The organism is Devosia sp. 1566, assembly GCF_004005995.1.
GTDB lineage: Bacteria > Pseudomonadota > Alphaproteobacteria > Rhizobiales > Devosiaceae > Devosia.
In genome coordinates this window covers 3,123,677-3,142,016 of record NZ_CP034767.1, presented here as the reverse complement: position 1 = coordinate 3,142,016, position 18,340 = coordinate 3,123,677, and the positions used below count along the sequence as shown (strand labels likewise).

20 protein-coding genes are annotated in these 18,340 nt (G+C 61.0%); 11 read left to right on the top strand and 9 right to left on the bottom strand.

Translation table 11 applies throughout. The annotated features are described in order from the left end of the window. Positions 1 to 201: 201 nt before the first annotated feature. From ELX51_RS15085 to ELX51_RS15075, 3 genes are all read left to right on the top strand, one after another. Positions 202 to 753 carry a TonB-dependent receptor gene (locus tag ELX51_RS15085; protein ID WP_127754294.1) on the top strand — a complete coding sequence of 184 codons (552 nt, stop codon included), beginning with the start codon at positions 202 to 204 and terminating at the stop codon, positions 751 to 753. 568 nt (positions 754 to 1,321) lie between these two features. Then, complete coding sequence (locus ELX51_RS15080) at positions 1,322 to 1,675, top strand: hypothetical protein (protein ID WP_127754293.1); 354 nt, start codon at positions 1,322 to 1,324, stop codon at positions 1,673 to 1,675. Positions 1,676 to 1,737: 62 nt separating this feature from the next. Then, positions 1,738 to 3,150 (top strand): PepSY domain-containing protein, encoded by a 1,413-nt coding sequence (locus ELX51_RS15075; RefSeq protein ID WP_127754292.1) that lies wholly within the window; start codon positions 1,738 to 1,740, stop codon positions 3,148 to 3,150. A 223-nt stretch (positions 3,151 to 3,373) separates the two neighbouring features. On the opposite strand, the gene ELX51_RS15070 is transcribed toward ELX51_RS15075, so the two are convergent. The 3 genes from ELX51_RS15070 to ELX51_RS15060 all read right to left on the bottom strand — a co-directional run bounded on the left by ELX51_RS15070 (position 3,374) and on the right by ELX51_RS15060 (position 6,197). After that, positions 3,374 to 4,375: an AraC family transcriptional regulator gene (locus tag ELX51_RS15070; protein WP_127754291.1), complete on the bottom strand. Its 1,002-nt coding sequence runs from the start codon at positions 4,373 to 4,375 to the stop codon at positions 3,374 to 3,376. Between the two features lie 48 nt (positions 4,376 to 4,423). Next, complete coding sequence (locus tag ELX51_RS15065; protein ID WP_127754290.1) at positions 4,424 to 5,245, bottom strand: SDR family oxidoreductase; 822 nt, start codon at positions 5,243 to 5,245, stop codon at positions 4,424 to 4,426. Positions 5,246 to 5,504: 259 nt separating this feature from the next. Continuing rightward, a complete protein-coding gene (locus ELX51_RS15060; protein ID WP_127755318.1) occupies positions 5,505 to 6,197 on the bottom strand; it encodes a TetR/AcrR family transcriptional regulator in 693 nt (230 codons plus the stop codon). 170 nt (positions 6,198 to 6,367) lie between these two features. Here ELX51_RS15060 and ELX51_RS15055 point away from each other — a divergent pair, with 170 nt between their 5' ends. From ELX51_RS15055 to ELX51_RS15045, 3 genes are all read left to right on the top strand, one after another. After that, positions 6,368 to 7,108, top strand: a complete 741-nt coding sequence (locus ELX51_RS15055; RefSeq protein ID WP_127754289.1) for an SDR family oxidoreductase — start codon at positions 6,368 to 6,370, stop codon at positions 7,106 to 7,108. Positions 7,109 to 7,391: 283 nt separating this feature from the next. Next, a complete protein-coding gene (locus ELX51_RS15050) occupies positions 7,392 to 8,162 on the top strand; it encodes an alpha/beta hydrolase (RefSeq protein WP_127754288.1) in 771 nt (256 codons plus the stop codon). 135 nt (positions 8,163 to 8,297) lie between these two features. Beyond that, complete coding sequence (locus ELX51_RS15045) at positions 8,298 to 8,696, top strand: ester cyclase (RefSeq protein ID WP_164854884.1); 399 nt, start codon at positions 8,298 to 8,300, stop codon at positions 8,694 to 8,696. A gap of 136 nt (positions 8,697 to 8,832) precedes the next feature. Here ELX51_RS15045 and ELX51_RS15040 read toward each other — a convergent pair whose 3' ends face one another. Next, the gene (locus ELX51_RS15040) at positions 8,833 to 9,765 is read right to left on the bottom strand and encodes a LysR family transcriptional regulator (RefSeq protein ID WP_127755317.1); all 933 of its coding nucleotides are present in this window, start codon (positions 9,763 to 9,765) and stop codon (positions 8,833 to 8,835) included. Between the two features lie 89 nt (positions 9,766 to 9,854). Here ELX51_RS15040 and ELX51_RS15035 point away from each other — a divergent pair, with 89 nt between their 5' ends. The 3 genes from ELX51_RS15035 to ELX51_RS15025 all read left to right on the top strand — a co-directional run bounded on the left by ELX51_RS15035 (position 9,855) and on the right by ELX51_RS15025 (position 12,109). Next, positions 9,855 to 10,868 (top strand): NADP-dependent oxidoreductase, encoded by a 1,014-nt coding sequence (locus ELX51_RS15035; RefSeq protein WP_127754286.1) that lies wholly within the window; start codon positions 9,855 to 9,857, stop codon positions 10,866 to 10,868. A gap of 67 nt (positions 10,869 to 10,935) precedes the next feature. After that, a complete protein-coding gene (locus tag ELX51_RS15030) occupies positions 10,936 to 11,241 on the top strand; it encodes a putative quinol monooxygenase (RefSeq protein WP_248305140.1) in 306 nt (101 codons plus the stop codon). 67 nt (positions 11,242 to 11,308) lie between these two features. After that, complete coding sequence (locus ELX51_RS15025) at positions 11,309 to 12,109, top strand: class I SAM-dependent methyltransferase (RefSeq protein WP_127754285.1); 801 nt, start codon at positions 11,309 to 11,311, stop codon at positions 12,107 to 12,109. 253 nt (positions 12,110 to 12,362) lie between these two features. Here the strand turns inward: ELX51_RS15025 and ELX51_RS15020 are convergent, their stop codons facing one another. The 4 genes from ELX51_RS15020 to ELX51_RS15005 all read right to left on the bottom strand — a co-directional run bounded on the left by ELX51_RS15020 (position 12,363) and on the right by ELX51_RS15005 (position 16,104). Beyond that, a complete protein-coding gene (locus ELX51_RS15020) occupies positions 12,363 to 13,199 on the bottom strand; it encodes an SDR family NAD(P)-dependent oxidoreductase (RefSeq protein ID WP_248305139.1) in 837 nt (278 codons plus the stop codon). A 258-nt stretch (positions 13,200 to 13,457) separates the two neighbouring features. After that, positions 13,458 to 14,630, bottom strand: a complete 1,173-nt coding sequence (locus ELX51_RS15015; RefSeq protein ID WP_127754284.1) for an MFS transporter — start codon at positions 14,628 to 14,630, stop codon at positions 13,458 to 13,460. Between the two features lie 28 nt (positions 14,631 to 14,658). Continuing rightward, the gene (locus ELX51_RS15010; RefSeq protein WP_127754283.1) at positions 14,659 to 15,309 is read right to left on the bottom strand and encodes an NAD(P)-binding domain-containing protein; all 651 of its coding nucleotides are present in this window, start codon (positions 15,307 to 15,309) and stop codon (positions 14,659 to 14,661) included. Between the two features lie 33 nt (positions 15,310 to 15,342). Next, positions 15,343 to 16,104, bottom strand: coding sequence for an SDR family oxidoreductase (locus ELX51_RS15005; protein ID WP_127754282.1), 762 nt, complete (start codon positions 16,102 to 16,104; stop codon positions 15,343 to 15,345). Positions 16,105 to 16,260: 156 nt separating this feature from the next. Here ELX51_RS15005 and ELX51_RS15000 point away from each other — a divergent pair, with 156 nt between their 5' ends. Next, entirely contained in the window at positions 16,261 to 16,848 is a 588-nt protein-coding gene (locus tag ELX51_RS15000) for a TetR/AcrR family transcriptional regulator (RefSeq protein WP_127754281.1), read from the top strand. Between the two features lie 90 nt (positions 16,849 to 16,938). Here ELX51_RS15000 and ELX51_RS14995 read toward each other — a convergent pair whose 3' ends face one another. Next, positions 16,939 to 17,307, bottom strand: coding sequence for a hypothetical protein (locus ELX51_RS14995; RefSeq protein ID WP_127754280.1), 369 nt, complete (start codon positions 17,305 to 17,307; stop codon positions 16,939 to 16,941). Positions 17,308 to 17,405: 98 nt separating this feature from the next. Between ELX51_RS14995 and ELX51_RS14990 the strand changes: the two genes are divergently transcribed. After that, positions 17,406 to 18,296 carry a LysR family transcriptional regulator gene (locus ELX51_RS14990; RefSeq protein WP_127754279.1) on the top strand — a complete coding sequence of 297 codons (891 nt, stop codon included), beginning with the start codon at positions 17,406 to 17,408 and terminating at the stop codon, positions 18,294 to 18,296. The last annotated feature ends 44 nt before the right edge of the window (positions 18,297 to 18,340 follow it).

Genomic DNA, 18,340 nt, shown 5'->3' with positions numbered 1-18,340 from the left:
GTTTTCATCGTGGTTATCAGAAGAGGGTAAGCAACGAAAAAGGACTTTTGATTAGTTGCGATTCACACGGCATCTGGGAGCGCACATAAAAGTCCTGCTAGCCTCTTGCAAGTTTTTCTCACGGTGATCCATCTAACTAGACGGAAGAGGCATTCGCGGCCTAAACTTGCGTAACAAACGGTGCTAGCGAGTGCATCCTTGATGCGGAAAATATCTACAATACACACGGGGGCGCTCAAGACCACGGTGTTCTATAATCGCATCGAGGACATGATCGCCTCCAATCCCAGCGTCTGGGGATTGCCCTATTATGGCAATATCTCGGAAGCCGAACTGTACGGGATCGAGGTCGAAGCGGCCTATGACGCCGAATGGATGTTCGCCAATCTCGCTTATGCCATGACAATTGGCACAAACCTCGTTACCGGCACCCCTCTCTCGACCGTGCCGCAATCGCGGCTGGTGGCAACGCTCGGCGGGCGCTATCCGGAATGGATGCTGGAATATGGCGCGCGGCTGACCCTTGCGGAGGCTGGCGAATACATCATCGGACCGGCCGACGGTTCGGCCGAGGATTTTGCGACGCTCGATCTTTTCGCCACCTGGAAGCCCGATTACGGTCCATTGGCGGGCACCGAGATCGGGCTGGGCATCGACAATCTGTTTGACGCCGACTACCGCGAAAACCTGGCCCTCGACCGCTCCCTCGGCCGCACCTTCAAAATCAGCGTGGCGCACCAGTTCGACTACTGAACTGCGGCCGTGCCGAAAGGTGTAGCCGGCTGACCCTGCTGGTGTTTGCCTGATCGACTCTGGTCGGCACTGGTCGCGTCGCCGGCGTCTGCCTAGCCCTGACCACCCCCCCCCGCCGCTCGCCCTATTGTGGGTGGTCGGGGGCGCAGACCTCGATCTCGTTGGTCATCGACGCTTTCCTGTCCTCGGTATGGGCCAGCCTCGGACTGCCCCCCGTATCTACAACTCGGCTAAACGTGCACCGCTTTTATGGGGCACGCTGCGCCAATAGCGCTCTACCACGCTCCTTTAGAGCTTGCCGGTCGCAGGTTTATCCCATGGAAGCCGTTCCGGAGGCCCGGACCCGACCGGCAGGTTTTCAGATTTTGATCAAGCAGGTTGAACGTCTGAAATGGGGCGCGTTCCAGCCAGCAATGCACGCTTAGGAGCCCATGTACTCTGGCGGAGTGTGCGGTGCCACAAGCGCGGTCACAACGTCTCCCGGACCACTGGCTTAACGTTGCGATCGTCATTCAAGATTGTCGTGGCGGAAGTCCGAAGCACCAGCTATCTGGAGGTGAGGTGCACCATGGATCGCGTACGACCATATTTTGAGGAGGTGACGCGAGCGCTGCTGGTGCTGGCGCTAGTCCTGCTCAATCTCGTCCCGGCACCCGCGCCAGCAGTTGCTTACGACGGCCTCGCGTTTACCAATGGCGCAGTCGTCTACTGTGGCGATGGCGGCCCCGGCGACAATTTCTCCCATGCGCCATGCCACGCCTGCCGACTTGGTGGTGACGCGGTCTTGCCGCCGCCGCCCTGCCACAGTGAACACATCGCGCTTCAAGCGGTGCCTGTCGTGTACCCGCTCGCCGAAGTCGTCTCCCAGGATGACCTGCACTCGATTGCCAATCGCAGCCGAGGCCCTCCGCTGCACGCCTGAGCTCAATCAATCTCGCTCTTACAATCACGCTGCCCTCGGCGCGTGAACGCTCAGGATCTAATATGACCATCATGTCTTCCGAAGGCGCGCAGGCGAACAGCCGCGCCAGCTCTCGTCTTTATCGCGCCGTGTGGCGGTGGCATTTCTACGCGGGCCTCGTCGTCGTACCCTTCTTCATCCTGCTCGCCTGCACCGGCATGATCATGCTCTACGGCAATTCCGTCGAGACCATGCTCGGGCCGCGGCACCTGGTGGAGGCGCCCACCGCAGCGGCGCCGCTCGTCGAGCAAGCAGCCACTGCCGCGGCCTCCATCCCGGGTGGCCGTATCACCATGTTCGTTCAGGCACCTGAGACCAACCTCGCCAACAAGTTCATGGTGTCTGCCGAGGACGGGGCTCACATCGTCGTTGTCGATCCTAACCACGCCGCAGTGATGGCCGAGTACCGGCAGGACAGCGTGCTGTTCAACTGGGCCTCCAAGATCCACGGCACACTTCTGCTCGGCGACTTCGGCGACCGCGTCCTTGAGATGGCGGCCGGTCTCGGCATCGTGCTGTTGCTCACCGGCCTTTATATGTGGTGGCCACGCGGCGCCCGGACCTGGAGCAAGGCGCTGCTTCCGCGTTTGACCAAGGGCCGGGGGCTTTCGCGCGACCTTCATATGAGCACCGGTTTTTACTTCGCCATTGTCCTGCTGTTCTTCCTCTTCAGCGGACTGGCCTGGACCGGCATCTGGGGCACCCAGATCGTGCAGGCTTGGAACACGTTCCCGGCAGCCAAGCTTGGCGCGCCAGTATCCGACACGACCCATGCCTCCCTGAACCATGGCGACGAGCATGACGTCCCGTGGACCCTCGAGCAGACCCCCATGCCGGTGTGCGAACCGCATGACCATAGTGCCACGGGCATGGATCATTCAGGCATGGACATGTCGGCAGCCGGTCCGGCGAACCTCGACAGCATCGTCGCCACCCCCCTCGACATCGGCTTTACCGGCCAGTTTCGCGTGAACATGCCCGCGAGCGAGACCGGTGTTTTCACCATTTCTACCGACAGCAGCAGTGGGGACAGCGCCAATCCGTTCGGAGACCGCACCGTCCATATCGACCAGTACTCCGGCGAGATTATCAGCGAAGTCGCCTTTGCCGACTACGGGCTCGGTGGCAAGGCCATGGCAGCCGGCATCGCTTTGCATCAGGGCAATCTTGGATGGTGGAACATCGCCCTTAATCTGCTGTTCTGCGCGGCTGTGGTCTTGATCGCAGTATCGGGCGTGGTGATGTGGTGGAAGCGTCGACCCAAGGGCAGGCTTGCGGAACCGCTCTATCCCAAACAGTACCGGGCACCCCGGGGCGTGATCATCATCGCGGCGGCGGTCTGCATTGCCTTCCCGCTCACTGGCACTTCAGTCATCGTCCTTGCCCTTATCGATTTCCTGCTGCCACGCCGGTTCAAGGAGGCGGGTTCGCTCTGAAATCAGCAATATAGGGGCCGCCTGAAGCGGCCCCCTCCAGTGTCCGTATACGAGAGTGCGGTGTCGAAAGCAGTCAGTCCGCAATCCACCCCAAGGAAGCCGTCCCGGAGCCCTGAGACAGAACGGCCGCTTTCAGGAGCTTGATCGGACTCGCTGAACGGCCGGAATGCGGGCGCTCTACTGTCCCCAGGGTGGGTAAGATTCGAGCACTGGCACACCCAGTTCAAGCGGTCCTCCTATTCGCCCGCCTCACTCCGTCCGGTGTGGTGCCTGTCCAGCTCCGGAAGGCTCGATAGAAGGAGTTGGGCTCGTCGAACCCCAGCAGGAACGAAATCTCCGCAGGGGCGAGGTTCGTTTTTTCGAGATAATGGCGGGCAAGAGCCTCGCGCGTGTCCCGCAGGATCCCCTGGAAACTCGTGCCCTCGGCCTCAATGCGGCGTTGCAGCGTGCGGCGGCTCATGGCCAGCTTTTGGGTAATGGCTTCGATCGTGGCAAGACCGCTGGGAAGGCTTTCGAGCAGGGCCGCCCGTACCCGCTGCGCGGTGGTCGCGGAGGCTTCAAGGCTGGCCAGGCGTTGCCGCAGCTCGGGTTCGAACACCGACCAGAGCTGTTCGTTGGAGGTCAGGAACGGGCGAGTGGCATAGGCCAGTGTGAAGGTGATGCTATGGGCGGTTCCGCGTTGGATGCGGGCGCCCAAATAATCCTCGTAGGGTGTGACCGAACTGGGCAGCACCGTGGTGGTGACGGTTAATGGCCGCACCGGTTCACGCGTGCCCATGCGGCCGATCGAGACGCCAAACAGCAATTCCAGCAACACCAGAGATGTTGGCGGCAGCAGGGGCGTGTCGAGCCAGGTCAGCTGGAAGGTCACCGTGTCGGCGGTCCGCGTGACGTCCAGCCGGATCGGGCCGATCAGCGTCTTGTAGTGAGCGATGCGCTGTGCCGCCACCAGCAGGTTCGGGCTGCACAGCGCTGCAAAGAGGACGGGCGAGAAGGATTCGCTGCGGAGGCTTTCGCACAGCCGGATCGGCAGGAGCGGGTCTGCCGATTCGGCCTCAAGGCTGTCCCAAAGGCGATAATAGTCTTGCGGAGCAAGGCGGGCCGAGGGTTGCTGGAACAGATCATCGGGAAGTCCCGCCCGGCGCAGCACATTGGCGGGAACGATCTCCAGGTCCCTGAGCAGGGTGCGCCATGTCGTATCGAGTGCATAGTGATGCTCGTGCATGACGTCTCCAATCATCAAACCACCATCACGCCGCCAACCCCGGGCACTTCATGCACCAATGCCGAACTGCGCCCGCATGCTCGAAAAGAAGCTTGCGTCATCGGTTGCCCGACGATTGTTCAGGAACTGGATGGCATCTTCCCCCGCCGCGTAGCGCAGCCGGTCGGTGCCGTCAGTGGTTGCGGCATAGACCGTTTCGGCGATCTGTTCGGGCGTCGATCCCTCCACCATCATAGGCCCCATCACCTTCCACAGGGCCTCCACCAAGCCTTGGTATTCCGCGATCGGTGGATCATTGCTGAAGTCAAAAGACGGCCCGGCGAAATTGGTGGCGATGGTGCCGGGCTCGACGAGCTTAAGGGCAATGCCGAGCGGGGCAAGTTCGTAGTGCAGCGCTTCTGAGAGCCCCTCCACGGCGAACTTGGTGCCATGGTAGAGCGTACCAAGCGGGAAAGCGACCCTTCCGCCGACCGAGGAGATATTGACGATCGTGCCCTTGCGCTTGGCCCGGAAGTGCGGCAGCAGGGCCTGCGTGACCGCCACGAGCCCGATGACGTTGACGTCGAACTGGCGGCGGATCTTGTCGAGCGGTGTCACCTCCAGCGGACCGTAGGCGCCATAAGCGGCATTGTTCACCACCGCGTCGATGCGCCCGAACCTCGCCAGCCCAGCATCTATCGCAGACTGGATCGAGCCGACGTCCTGCACGTCGAGCCGCGTGACCAGGACCCGTTCGAGCTGGTTGAGTTCTGTCTCCCGATTGGGCGTCCGCATGGTGGCGATGACGTTCCAGCCCCTGGCTTGGAAAAGCTTTGCTGTTGCCCGGCCCAGGCCGCTCGAGGTTCCCGTTATCAAAATGGTGTCGGTCATGATGTGCTCCTTTGCTGGAGCGAACCTATGCCGTGCGGGCGACAGCGGCATTGGCAGAGGATGACAAGGGGTAATCAGATCGCGCCAAAAGTGAGTAGGATCTGAGTTTACGCTTCATGCTTCGAGCTCAGCAGCAAGGCGCTACGGTGTGGCAGTCCGCAGGGGTCGCGACAGCTTCGCGCATCCATGCTCAACAAACCTGGTGTGGCAGCGGCAGTAGCGTAAATTCAAGTGGCAAGGCGAGCGGAGGGAGCAATCCCTAAGCATCATGCTGTTCTGGAGAACGGGATGCTTTAGCCAAATAGGCGTCCCAACCCTCGATAGCCAACTCGGCGACCGCCCGAAGCTCGGCGTAGCTGACATCGTCCCGCGCCAGAATGGACATGCCTGACTGCATTGTCTGTACGAGGCGCGCCAAGGCATGGACATCGACGGCTTCGGACAGTTCGCCATCGGCGATGGCCTGGATAAACCTGGCTTCCAGTCGTTCCACAGTGGCCGCCCGTCCAGACCTTACGATCTCTCCGAGGACGTCGTGACCCTCGCTGCCGACAGAGGACAGCACCAGCATGCAACCCTTGGGGATGTCAGCCAAGTGTCCCGTGAGCGCAGCGGCGGAGTCCGTCAGGAAGGACCGCACGGCCTCCCGTGCGGTGGCCGCTTCCGCGAAATTGCCCCACACCAGACCATCATAGGTGCGGCGGTAGTACTGCAGCGACTCCACATACAGAGCCTCTTTGGATAGGAATGCAGCATAAAGGCTGGGCGAGCCGATGCCCATGGCTTGCTTGAGGTCAGATAATGACGTCGCCTCATAGCCTTTCGACCAGAACAGTCGGGCTGCGGCGGCAAGCGCGGCGTCACGGTCGAATTCGCGAGGTCTGCCCCGACTTTTAGCCACTGTCGGTCTCCGAGAAGCAGGTACTGAAGCAATCTGCATCGAGCGATACATATCTTCCTCAGCCTCAACCTTCAAGTTTCCTGCTCAGGCGAACATTCAACCCGAGGTGCCACTAAAGTCGGCTTCATCTTCCTTTCTGTATCGACCGACATATAAGTGTTGACCAGGACGCTGACGTCGGCCTATGAGTTTTTGGATCGAACGATACAGAAAAAGCTTTGATGAGCGAACTCGTTGGAAAACGTGCCTTGGTTACAGGTGCTTCGCGCGGTATTGGCGCTGGCATAGCGCTGGCTTTGGCGGAGCAAGGCGCTGACGTCGCGATTACCTATGAGCGGTCGGCCGACCGTGCGAATGAACTGGTGCGCAGGATCGAAGCCGCCGGTCGCCGAGGGGTGGCGATCCAGGCTGACAGCGCTGATGCCGCTGCAGTGACCCGGTCGGTAGGCGAGGCGGCGGGCGGATTGGGCGGTCTCGACATTCTCGTCAACAATGTCGGCACCGCGCGCATGGGGGCCTTTGTTGATCTCACGCTGGACGACATTGATGCCTTGCTGAATGTGAACGTGCGCTCGGCCATGCTGGCGATCAAGGCGGCAATTCCTCACCTTGGCCGAGGCGGCCGTATCATCAGCATCGGTTCAAACTCGGCTGAGCGCGCGCCCTTTTCTGGCCTGGCGGCCTACGCGCTTACCAAATCGGCTTACCTGGGCCTCTCCCGCCATCTCGCCCGCGAACTGGGCCCGATGGGCATCACGGTGAACGTCGTTCAACCCGGCCCGACTGACACCGACATGAACCCGGCTAACGGTCCATTGGCCGACGAAAACCGTCGCCTGACGTCAGTGCTCCGGTACGGCACGCCCGCCGACATCGCGGCGGCCGTGGTTTTCCTGGCTAGCCCCGGTGCTGATTTCGTGACCGGAGCGACCTTGACCGTGGACGGCGGGTACAACGCCTAGGCCCAAGCAAAGGCGGCCCGTCCCTCTTCAGGCGCGACGCGCAAAAATTACAATGGCAATCCAATGAGCAGACGAATGAATCCTAAATCCGATACCTGGTCCGTTTGGCGCAGCAAAGTTCGTGTGGGCGCAGCATCAGCGCTGATGGGCTTGGCGATGTTCTCGCCTACAGCAGTGCTTGCACAAGTCACCGACAAGGGAAATCCCTACGCCCATTTGGACGTGTCGGATGACGCCCTGGTCGCTCAACTCGACGGCTTTCGCCGCGGGTTTGCCGACGTGAATGGGACGCGGCTGCACTATGTGGAGGGCGGGGAAGGCACGCCGGTCGTCCTCATGGCCGGGGTGGCCCCAGACCTGGTGGGCGTTCCACGAGATCATGCCCAAGCTGGCGGAAAGCCACCGCGTCATCGCGGTCGATATCCGCGGCATGGGGGCATCGGACAAGCCCGAGGGTGGCTATGATAAAAAGAACATGGCCCAGGACATATACGAGCTGATCCAGAGCCTCGGATTGGAGAAAGTCCATATCGTCGGACATGATATCGGCGGGCACATCGCGTATCCGTTCTCTGTTCTCTACCCCGAAGCAACCCTGTCGACGACCTATCTCGACGTCGGCGGACTTCCCGCATCAACTTCCCAGATGACGCTCCTGCCGCCCCAGGTTCTGTCGGGAGAATTCAGGAAGGACTTCTTAATCTGGTGGTTCGCCTTCCATCAGGTGCATGGCATGCCCGAGCAGCTGATCGAGGGACGGGCACATATCTACCTGGACTGGTTTTGGGACTCGCTCCTCTACCATCAGGACGCGATCACCGAGTTCGATCGCGCCGTTTACGCAAACGCCTACAACACGCCTGCTGCCATTCGGGCAGGCGACGGATGGTACCAAGCCTATCCGCAGGATCTGATCGACAACGCTTCCTTCCCCGAGAAATCGATGTCCCCTCGCTGGGCATCGGTGGCTTGGGCTACGGTTTGCTGGCTGATTTCATGGAAAATCGGATCGCCAACCCTAAGATCGTTCAGCTTGATGTCGGTCATTACGTAGCCGAGGAGGCACCCGAAGCGGTCACTGACCTGATCCTGGACTTCATTGGCAATAGCGAAGGCCAGTAAGCTTCAATGGCGTCGATCACCCCGACGCCATTCCCATCGCTCAGTCAACAACATGGAGAAGTGCTTCATGACAGACGAATTGTTGAAGCAATTCTATCTTCATTACATCCAAGCAGCGAACGCGCGGGATTTCAGTGCCATCGCGGATTTGATCAGCCCTGATGTCACCATAAATGGCCGATCCTACAGGCGGGATGACGTGGTGGATTCCCTCAAGAGCATAGTCCAGGCTGTGCCCGATTTCACCTGGGAGGTCGAAGAATTGTTCGTAGATGATGATCGTATCGCCGCCCGGCTTCGCGATACCGGAACCCCCGGGCAAACCTGGCTAGGCCTAGAGTCAACTGGCTGCCGCGTCGATTTCACCGAGTTCGCCAGCTACCGGATCCGAGACAGTCGCTTCGCCGAGATGTGGTTCTTAATGGACTACCAGGCCATTGCCCGCCAGCTCGGTGTGCTGCCTTGATACTTTACGTGATCTCAGCCATCCGATGCTGATGCACGAGTGACCCTCGTCAGCACGAAAACGCGGACCGAACGCCTGAAATGGGGCGCAGTCTGTCGGCAGGAACCGACCCCTTAGGCCGCCCTTCCGCGCAAGATCAGCCGATACTTGAAGCCGCCGTTCGCTGGGTGAAAGTGGCGTCGAGCATGGTTAGAAAGGCGCGCACGGCGGGGTTGGCGCGTCGGCTTGCCGGCCAAAGCACGGTGACGTTATTTCGCTCAACGGCGAACCTGGACAGCACTGGGATCAATTCACCGCGCTGCACGTAGGGAGCTGCCATGAAGGAGGCGCCTACCCCTATCCCACCACCGGCTGCCAGCATGATGAGCACGGCCTCGCTGGCATCGGCGAGCACACCGGAATTGGGCACGATCTCGATTTCACGATCGCCAATCCGGAATGGCCAGCGAAATGCCTGGCCCGTGCTCTGATACCGAAGATTGACGGTGTCGTGCCCTCCTAGGTCATCGGGGTGGGTTGGGGTGCCGCGTTCCTCGAGATAGCTTGGCGAGGCGAAGCAGCAAAGCCGATGGGGCGCGAGCTTGCGTGATAGAAGTCGAGTGTCAGCCAGATCACCGATACGTATGGCGACGTCGATCCCTTCCTCAATCATGTCCACCATCTGGTCACCCAGCCTAAGATCAACGACCAGGTTCGGATGGAGCCGGCGGAAAGCTGGTAAAGCGGGAGCGATCAGGTGGAGTCCGATCGGCAGTGACGCCGCCACGCGCAACGTGCCCGATGGCTCCGAGCGGGCGGTCATTGCCGTCTGCTCGATCTCCTCCGCCTCGCGGAGCAGACGCAGCGCGCGCTCATGCAGGTCGCGTCCTTCAGGCGTGAAGGCCAGCGAGCGTGTCGTACGGGTAAACAGCGACACCCCCAGATGCCGCTCAAGCCGCTGGACACTCTTGCTGACAGCCGACGGAGAAATCGACAGCGCGCGCGCCGCTGCCGTGTAGCTGCCCAGCGATCCCGCACGCGCGAAGGCGATAATGCCAGTGAGCCGGTCCAGAGTGATATGTTCCACCATGGCATTACTTAAACGCCTTCTGCAGCGATTATCAACCAGCAGTGCTGCCGCTAAATTCGCCAATGACAATGAGAGGCGGAGATTTGACCATGAGCGACGAGATGAAGGCAGTTCGTCTGCACGCATTTGGTGGTCCAGAGGTGCTGATGTACGAAGACGCGCCCAGGCCGGATGTGCAGCCCGGCGAGGTGCTTGTTCGGGTCCACGCGGCAGGGCTTAATCCGCCCGACTGGTATCTGCGGGACGGCTATCGAGCGCTGCCGCCAGAATGGCGACCCAACGCATCCTTCCCACTGATTCTCGGCACGGATGTGTCGGGTGTCGTGGAAGCGGTTCACCCCGACGTCGATGAGTTCAGCATTGGCGACGAGGTCTACGCGATGGTTCGCTTCCCTGACGACCTAATGACGGGAAGCGGCGCCTACGCGCAGTACATCGGTGTGCCGGCATCGCATCTTGCGTCCAAACCAACCGGTATCGACCATATTCATGCGGCCGGTGCACCGATGTCGCTTTTAACGGCATGGCAGTTCCTGATCGAGCTTGGCCATGACGAGCCCAATCCGTTCCAAGCCTTCCGGCATGAGCCAGTGCCCCTTGGCGGCCAGACGGTGCTGATCAACGGCGCCGGGGGCGGTGTCGGGCACCTGGTTGTCCAACTGGCGAAATGGCAGGGCGCTCGCGTCATCGCGGTGGCATCGGCCAAGAACGAGGCGCTGATGCGAGATCTCGGCGTGGATCAGTTCATCGACTACAAGACGATCGCGACGGAGGAAGTCGTCCGAAACGTGGACCTTGTCCTCGACGCAGTAGGCGGCGCGGACATGGAGCGCTTCTTACATGTTCTGAAGCCGGGTGGCGCGCTGTTCCTGGTCAACCCGCTGGGCTTTTCTGGTCACGCGGAGGCCAAGAAGCTCGGGATTACGGTCTCATCCACGCAGGTTCGATCCAATGGCGCGCAACTGGCAAAAGCCGCCCGCCTGCTCGACGACGGCATTGTGCGTGTCGTCATCGACAGCACATTCCCGCTGGCCGAGGCATCGCGCGCACATGAGCGCGCCGCCCACGGCAGTATTCAAGGCAAGATCGTGCTGTCCGTCTGATTTGTTGCTGTCAGCCGCCCGATCGTCGGAAGTGCAGACGGTCGAGCGGGATCCACCAAGGTAAGCCATGATGCTGATTGTTACCGGCTATATGTATGTCGAGCCCTCCTCGATTACCGAGTTTGTCGAGGATCTCCAGAAACTCGCCATCACTGCGCGGCAGCGGGACGGAAATCTGTCCTATGACGCGGCTATGGACGATCCGCATGCTGGCCGCCTCCTGATTGCCGAGCGGTGGAGAGACCAGGCCGCACTCACTGCTCATCTCCACTCTAGCGACACGGTCGCGTTCGTTGGCCGATGGGGTGACGCCATGAGAGGTGAAATTCTCAAATACGACGCCCGGCGTGAACGTGGCTTGATGGACGAGTAACAAAGTACGCCAATCAGCGCCGCCCCCACACTTTGCACGTTACGAGAAGATTTTAGGAGGCCTAGCTTTGACAAACAGCCCCATCGATGCAGGCGCCGGCCCAATTGGACTTTACGAGCGTATGGGCGAGCGCGCGACGCAGCCCTTCGCGATCCAGTTGCTCGACCAGTTGATGCCGCTCGATGGCTTGGCGGTAATCGACGTTGCCTCCGGCACTGGTGGACTCGCGGTCGCTGCGGCAGAGCGCGACGCCTGGGTAACGGCGACCGATATCAGTCCGGACATGGTGGCGCGCAGCGCGGAGCGGCTCCGATCCTTCAAGAATGCCCGCGCTGGGGTCATGGATTTCAGATCGCTCGGCACAGCCGGTGCAAGCTACGATATCGCCATCTCGCATTTTGGCATTCTTGCTTTTCCGACATGGCGGCTGGGGCTGGACGAGTTGCTGCGGGTCACCCGCCGCCAGGGTCGTGTTGGGCTGACAATGTGGACGCAGGAAGACGATTGCTCACCGGCACATCTGATGCGGCGTGTGTTTGCGCAGCTTCATCCGGATCGCGAACTATGGCCGGCAGGGATGTTCCCTACCTTCTCGCAAGACGAGCTGAGGGAGAGCCTGTTGGAGGCTGGTTGCTCCACTGCCAATATTCACGTCGCTCAGGCAGACTGGAGTCCTTACTCCTCCCCCGACGTGGTCAGCGAGTGCGACCCGATGTTCCGCGGTTTTCCGGGGTATGCTGCCTTGAGCCCCGATGAGGGTGAAAACTTACGTGAGGCGTTGCAGCAGGCCTTCAATGGCTATGCCGATGCACAAGGTATCATCCGGCTGCCCACTCGCGCCTTCATGATTGTGGCAGCGAGTGGCTGATCATCTCGGCCTCGGGCACCTTGCGGCAGTGGGGCCTGGCCCCAGCCGGGCGACCTGTTCTGGACTGCAGGCCAATGAAAGTGAACTAACATCGTCCAGCACTTGCTCGGCCGCTTGCGCCGATCAGGACGGAGGAAACCACCAACCGGGCTTCAAGCCAGCCGACCCGCTGTTTTATCGACGGTCCTCGCCCATTGCGCCCGCGGCTGAGACGGGACCGCACCGCGCGGTTCCCTCTTGCTCCACGCGAGGCTCAGTGCGGACCGTCAGACCAGGCATCCCAGTCGGCGGTCCGGCTGGCATAGACTTGATCGATCTGTGCCCGGCCGCTGCCAAGCAGCAGGTGCAAGGGCGGGTAGGGGGCATCCACAACTGCCAATATTGCGGCAGCTGTTGTACGGGGATCACTGGCGCCCCCGGCCGGATACGCCGCCGCAAGTTCGTCTCGAAGGGGCCCGTAGGCGTCGATCGGCTGGGCAACGACCATCGAGGACGCGCTCGTGAAGTCCGTAGCGTGCGGGCCTGGCTCGATGATCGTGACGTTGATGCCCAGCCGCGCGACTTCGCCGGCAAGGGCTTCACCCAGGCCTACGACCGCGAACTTGGCCGCATTATAGAGCCCGCCGCATGGTGTTGCCATGATGCCCGCGGTGCTGGCCACAGTCAGGATGTGACCAGACCCTTGGGCGCGCATGATCGGCAACGCAGCTTTTACGACTGCCAGCATGCCAAAGAAGTCGGTGTCCATGACGAGGCGCGCTTGTTCAATGCTGACCTCCTCTACCGCGCCGACCATCCCGAAGCCCGCGTTGCACACGACGATGTCGAGCCGGCCGAAATGATCGTGGGCCATGTGAACGGCCTTGATCACGGCATCGGAGTCGGTGACGTCCAGCGTCAGCGGAAGCACCTGATCGCCGAACCTTTCCGTCAGTTCGACAAGCGAGGCTGGGTCGCGCGCGGTGACCGCAACCTTGTCCCCGCGCTTGAGTGCCGCCTCCGTCCAGATCCGACCGAAACCGCGTGATCCGCCAGTGAGAAACCATACTTTTTCAGCCATTGTGATGCCCTTTCGTGTTTTCAGAAACATGGAACTGGTGTTCGTTTCGACAGGACCAAAGATGTCTCCTGTGATCCCTGCGGACTAGCTGGGATGAACTTGCAAGCCTTGTGAACGGGGCTCAGCAATGCATCGTGACACTTGGGGTGACATGTCTAGGGCGAGACAGTGACCATCCGGTCTGACGAACAAGGCGCAGCCCTGCCCGCCACGGTCTCGTGAGCCGCTCGTGATACGAACCAGACTCTGGGGCAGGTGAGGTGACTGGTACCTGCACCATGGGAAGGGTCATCTGCTTGGGCGGGCCTTCAGCATGAGGGTCGACACGAAGCTCAAGGCCAGAACCGCCGCGCAGGCAAAGAATACCATCCGCGAACCATTGTGGTCGAAGATCCAGCCGCCTGCTGCCGCTCCAATGGTGATTGCGAGGTTGGCCGTTGCCACCAACAAGCCGCCGCCGGACTCCGCTTCATCGGGTGCGACGCGGGTGACCCATGTCGACCAGGAAACCGGAATAATGCCGAAGGCGAAACCCCAGATGGCGGGGAGTGCCGCGTCGGCAAACGCGTTCCCACCAAGGGTCGCCAGCAGGATGGCTAGAACCGCAAGCAGAAGGGGCATTGTTGCCAGCGTCCCGAACATCGAGCGCTCGATCAGCCGGCTGCTCACTGAATTGCCCACAAAGGTGCCGATGCCGAAGATGAGCAGTATGGAGGTGACACCCATCGGGCCCGCCCGCGTCACCGTTTCAAGAAACGGGCGAAGATAGGTGAAGAAGCCAAAATGGCCAGTGAACACCAGCAGGAAAGCCAACATTCCCAAGCCTAGGCCTGGCCGGCGCAAGAGGCGAAACACGGTACTCAAACGTGCCGCCTGCTCGGAATGCATGGACGGCAGCAGCACCAATTGCGCGAGGAGAGCAAGGGCGCCCAAACCTGCCGCTGCCACAAAAACGGCCCGCCATCCCCAGAGATCGCCCAACAAGCTGCCAAGCGGCGCGGCAAACACGGTAGCCGCAGAAACGCCCCCGAACAGGATTGCCAATGCCTTGGCGATGTCTTTCTCCGGGACCAGCCGCATCATTGTCGCCGCGGACAATGCCCAGAAGCCGCCAAGCGAAATCCCGAGCATCATGCGGGCGAGCAGCAACAGGTTCAGCGAAGGCGCCACGGCCACAAGGAGATTGGACACGACCAGCAGGGAGGTGAGAAAAATCAGCACATTGCGGCGATCCACGCGACCGCTCGCGGCGGCAACGAGCAGGCTGGCAAGGACGGCCACGCCGGCAGTCACGGTCACAGCCTGGCCGGCCATGCCTTCGGTGACCTGAAGGTCGTGGGCCATGGAAGTGAGCAGGCTTGCCGGCAGAAGCTCGGCTCCAACGATGCCGAATATGCCAAGGCTCATAGCAAGCACGGCTCCCCATAACGGCAAGGAGGGCGCATAGGCGGTCGATGTCATGGCGGATATTCCTTGAATATGGGCTGGACTAGGACCGGACGATGGGGCGTGCCCGGGCCAAATTGGCCATCAGCTCTGGCCGGGTTTGGCGCTCCTGCTTCCACGCCGGTTGCCCGGGAGCGCTGCGCCAGGATTGGCTGAGCGGACTATGGTCCACGGTGTCGAAACCGAACTGGTCGTAAAGCCGGGTGACGAGGTCTACGGCTTCGGAGAAATTGCTTGAAGTTGACAGCGCTAGCCGGTCGGGGGCTCCGGCCGGTCGACCCCAGCTATTGATCCGGGGCGCCTGGATATGGGTGAAGGCCTTGACCACTTTCGATGTGGGAAGCTGCTCCTGGCGCAGTTCGTGCACAGTCTTTTCGCCGGAATCGACGAGGGGGAAATGGCCGTCACGCCAGATCATGTAGTTGTTGGTGTCGAGCACGACCTTGCCCGCGAGTTCGTCGACGGGCATGTCGTTGATCAACTTGAGCGGCACTGCCACGACCACGAAATCGGCTGCGGCTCCAGCTTGTGCCGCAGTTGCGGCTTGAGCTGATGGCCCCAGTTCTTGAACGAGGTCGCGCAGCGTTTCAGGGCCTCGTGAATTGGCCAGCACGACGTGGTAGCCATTCGCGATGGCTGCGCGCGCGAATTGCGTGCCGACTTCGCCTGCACCGATGATGCCGATCGTGGTCATGACAGCTCTTAGACGGACTGGGCCAGGAGCTTTTCAGATGCCAAGGCCGCCAGCCACATCGATAATGCCGCCCGTCATGTAGCCGGCATGCGGGCCTGCCAGGAAACAGATCACCTCTGACACTTCCTCGAGTGTGGCGATCCGGCGGATAGGGTGCAGATCCAGGAAAGCCTCGGGAGCAACAGTGCCGCCGAAGACGTTCGCCATCATGTCGGTGGGCATCGCGCCGGGCTGGACGACGTTGACCGTGATGCTGCGTCCACCCAGGTCCCGGGCGACACCCTTGGCGTAGCCGTTGATGGCGGCTTTGGCTCCCGCATAGTCGGCAACACCGGAAACCAGAGCATGGGTGCCGTTCAGCGAGCCGATGAAGATGATGCGGCCACCATCGGAGAGCACCGACGCTGCCGCCCGCGTGGTCGCCACGACGCCCATGACGTTGACTTGCCACTGCCGGTCGAGAGCGGCCGTATCCAGGGCGAGATCGTCGACCATCTGCCCCTTGGCAACGATCGCCGCGTTGTTGACGAGGATGTCGAGCTTGCCAAAATGGGCCAGGACCTTTTCAATCAAGGGTTTTGCCGCGGCGGTGTCAGCCTGATCACTTTGGATCGCCAGGGCGCGCACACCCTTCGCCTTGAGCTTGTCGACCAGTGCTTCGGCTTTCCCGGCGGAGGCAACATAGCTGATGGCGACATCTGCGCCTTGGTCAGCCAGCGCCTCAGCTGTGGCGGCACCCAAACCGCGCGAGCCACCAGTCACCAGGGCAATCTTGCCTGTTAAGATATTTGACATGAGAAGTCTTTCATGGACGACCAGCTACCGGCCGGGCGTATAATGCGGCGAAATCTATTGCATAACGTCGGTTACACTAATGACCATTACGAAACCTTGACGTGGCGTGTCAAGCGGTTTAATAATAGCCGTTATGGAATGTGTTGAGTTGAGCTGATGGGACGTCATCGCGAGTTTGACCCTGATAAAGTACTTGATGCGGCGCTGGGGGTGTTTTGGGACAAGGGCTATGAGGGGGCTTCGTATGCCGACCTCACCAAGGCCGCTGGCGTGGAAAGGCCGGCGCTTTACTCCGCTTTTGGCAATAAGGAAGCGCTGTTTCGCCTGGCCCTGGCGCGCTACAACGAGCACTACCTGACCTTCATTCCCGAAGCTCTCGCTCTGCCGACAGCACGGGATGTCGCTGCCCATATGCTGTTCAGCTCAGCCGACCTGAACACCCGCTATCCCGCGCATACGGGCTGTTTGAACATCAATGGGGCTGTGGCTGCATCGGATGATGCCGAGCCGATCCGACAGGCGCTGATAGATGTCCGGGCAGCAGGTGAAATCCAGTTCCGCGAGCGCTTCGAGCGGGCAGTAGCCGAGGGTGACTTGCCCCCGAACGCCAAGCCCGCGGCCCTTGCGGCTTTCCTGATGGCAGTCCTGCACGGCATGGCCTTGCAGGCCAAAGCTGGCTTTAGCCGTGCAATGCTAGACGCCGTGGCCGAGCAGGCGCTTTCGGCCTGGCCTGCGAAACCTTGATCGGGTGGGAAGCGGAACACCCTTTGCTCGGGATCTTCCCGGCACAAGCCAATAGGACTCGAGGCTGGTGACAGCCTCGAGTCAGGTCGGTTACTCGTCACTGTTCTGAGACAGTGAGAGTGGCGCCTGAGATGAGGAAGGCGCGGTGCGGACGGCGTCCGAGGTCGTGCCTACGTCAAGGCTGGTGGCTACCGCATGGGCGGCCTCGAGCGGCCGAAATGTATGCTGATCGACGAATACCCAGTAGAAGGCGCCACTTGCGCTCTGGGCGTGAGCACGCAATGCGTCACCCCATTTCTCGATGCCCGTGACGTCGATGCCTTTGGCTTTAAGATTTGCCTCGATCTCGCTGATCGAATGACCGTTGATCTCGCGATCCGACACCAAGCTTTCTGCTGCCATAGCAACGGGAGAAGCGGCGAATAGGGCAAGGGCGACAAAGCTGGTTTTTAGAAACATGGAAGTGTCCTTTCGTGTTGACAGGACCAAAGATGTATCCTGTGATCCCTGAGGACTAGCTGGGAAGAACTTGCAAGGCTTGTGAATGGAGCTCAGCAATGGATCGTGACACCTGGGGCGACATGGCTGTTCTGGCCGCAATAGTGGAAGCGGGCGGCTTTAGCCGGGCTGCCCCTGTGCTAGGTGTTTCCGCATCCGCATTGAGCCACCGGGTCAAGGCATTGGAGAGCCGACTGGGCGTGCGCCTGCTCAATCGCACCACTCGCAGCGTTGCGCCGACCGAGGCCGGCGAACGTCTTCTCGCCCGCTTGCGGCCCGCCATCGCTGAAATCGATCTGGCCATCGCCGATCTTGACGCTGATCGCGGCCGCCCCTCCGGGCGGGTCAGGGTTACAACGCATCGCTCAGCAGCGTTTGAGCTGGTGCTGCCCAAGCTGCGCCGCTTCTCGACAGATTACCCCGAAATCGTCGTAGAGCTGGTGATTGATGATGGCTTGGTGGACATCGTGGCTGCAGGGTTCGATGCCGGCATCAGGCGAGCGCCCTCGCTGGAAAAGGACATGGTGTCCATTCGGCTTGATGAAGGTGATACGCTCTATGTGGTCGCCGCGCCGTCCTATATCGCTCAATTCGGAACGCCGCAGCACCCTCAGGATCTAACAGGGCACAACTGCCTCAACTTTCGCTACCCTTCGGCCCGCTTCATCCACCGCTGGACCTTTGAGCGCGATGGCCAGACGCTGGCATTAGACGCTCCCGGCACGTTCGTGACGAGCGACAATGATTTGCTGCTCGCCTGCGCCCGCGAAGGCGTGGGCGTCACCATCGTGCTGCAGCGACATGTTGCGCCTTATCTAGCCTCGGGAGAGCTGGTTCGGGTGCTGGAAGACTGGCACTACCACGTGCCGCCCAATCATTTGTATTATGCTGGCCGGCTCAACCAACCTCCAGCCCTTCGGGCCTTTATCGATGCCATGAAGGCACCATAGGCACGCAGGCGGGCAATGCCTCCGCAGACGACCGTCCGGACGGA

What these genes read in the sequence shown, in the direction of transcription:
- ELX51_RS15070 (WP_127754291.1), bottom strand. Translation starts at nt 4,375, where the DNA reads ATGCACGAGCATCACTATGCACTCGATACGACATGGCGCACCCTGCTC.
- ELX51_RS15075 (WP_127754292.1), top strand. Translation starts at nt 1,738, where the DNA reads ATGACCATCATGTCTTCCGAAGGCGCGCAGGCGAACAGCCGCGCCAGC.
- ELX51_RS15035 (WP_127754286.1), top strand. Translation starts at nt 9,855, where the DNA reads ATGAGCGACGAGATGAAGGCAGTTCGTCTGCACGCATTTGGTGGTCCA.
- ELX51_RS15030 (WP_248305140.1), top strand. Translation starts at nt 10,936, where the DNA reads ATGATGCTGATTGTTACCGGCTATATGTATGTCGAGCCCTCCTCGATT.
- ELX51_RS15085 (WP_127754294.1), top strand. Translation starts at nt 202, where the DNA reads ATGCGGAAAATATCTACAATACACACGGGGGCGCTCAAGACCACGGTG.
- ELX51_RS15065 (WP_127754290.1), bottom strand. Translation starts at nt 5,245, where the DNA reads ATGACCGACACCATTTTGATAACGGGAACCTCGAGCGGCCTGGGCCGG.
- ELX51_RS15005 (WP_127754282.1), bottom strand. Translation starts at nt 16,104, where the DNA reads ATGTCAAATATCTTAACAGGCAAGATTGCCCTGGTGACTGGTGGCTCG.
- ELX51_RS15015 (WP_127754284.1), bottom strand. Translation starts at nt 14,630, where the DNA reads ATGACATCGACCGCCTATGCGCCCTCCTTGCCGTTATGGGGAGCCGTG.
- ELX51_RS15040 (WP_127755317.1), bottom strand. Translation starts at nt 9,765, where the DNA reads ATGGTGGAACATATCACTCTGGACCGGCTCACTGGCATTATCGCCTTC.
- ELX51_RS15020 (WP_248305139.1), bottom strand. Translation starts at nt 13,199, where the DNA reads ATGTTTCTGAAAACACGAAAGGGCATCACAATGGCTGAAAAAGTATGG.
- ELX51_RS15010 (WP_127754283.1), bottom strand. Translation starts at nt 15,309, where the DNA reads ATGACCACGATCGGCATCATCGGTGCAGGCGAAGTCGGCACGCAATTC.
- ELX51_RS14995 (WP_127754280.1), bottom strand. Translation starts at nt 17,307, where the DNA reads ATGTTTCTAAAAACCAGCTTTGTCGCCCTTGCCCTATTCGCCGCTTCT.
- ELX51_RS15000 (WP_127754281.1), top strand. Translation starts at nt 16,261, where the DNA reads ATGGGACGTCATCGCGAGTTTGACCCTGATAAAGTACTTGATGCGGCG.
- ELX51_RS14990 (WP_127754279.1), top strand. Translation starts at nt 17,406, where the DNA reads ATGGATCGTGACACCTGGGGCGACATGGCTGTTCTGGCCGCAATAGTG.
- ELX51_RS15060 (WP_127755318.1), bottom strand. Translation starts at nt 6,197, where the DNA reads ATGTATCGCTCGATGCAGATTGCTTCAGTACCTGCTTCTCGGAGACCG.
- ELX51_RS15080 (WP_127754293.1), top strand. Translation starts at nt 1,322, where the DNA reads ATGGATCGCGTACGACCATATTTTGAGGAGGTGACGCGAGCGCTGCTG.
- ELX51_RS15045 (WP_164854884.1), top strand. Translation starts at nt 8,298, where the DNA reads ATGACAGACGAATTGTTGAAGCAATTCTATCTTCATTACATCCAAGCA.
- ELX51_RS15055 (WP_127754289.1), top strand. Translation starts at nt 6,368, where the DNA reads ATGAGCGAACTCGTTGGAAAACGTGCCTTGGTTACAGGTGCTTCGCGC.
- ELX51_RS15050 (WP_127754288.1), top strand. Translation starts at nt 7,392, where the DNA reads ATGGGACGCGGCTGCACTATGTGGAGGGCGGGGAAGGCACGCCGGTCG.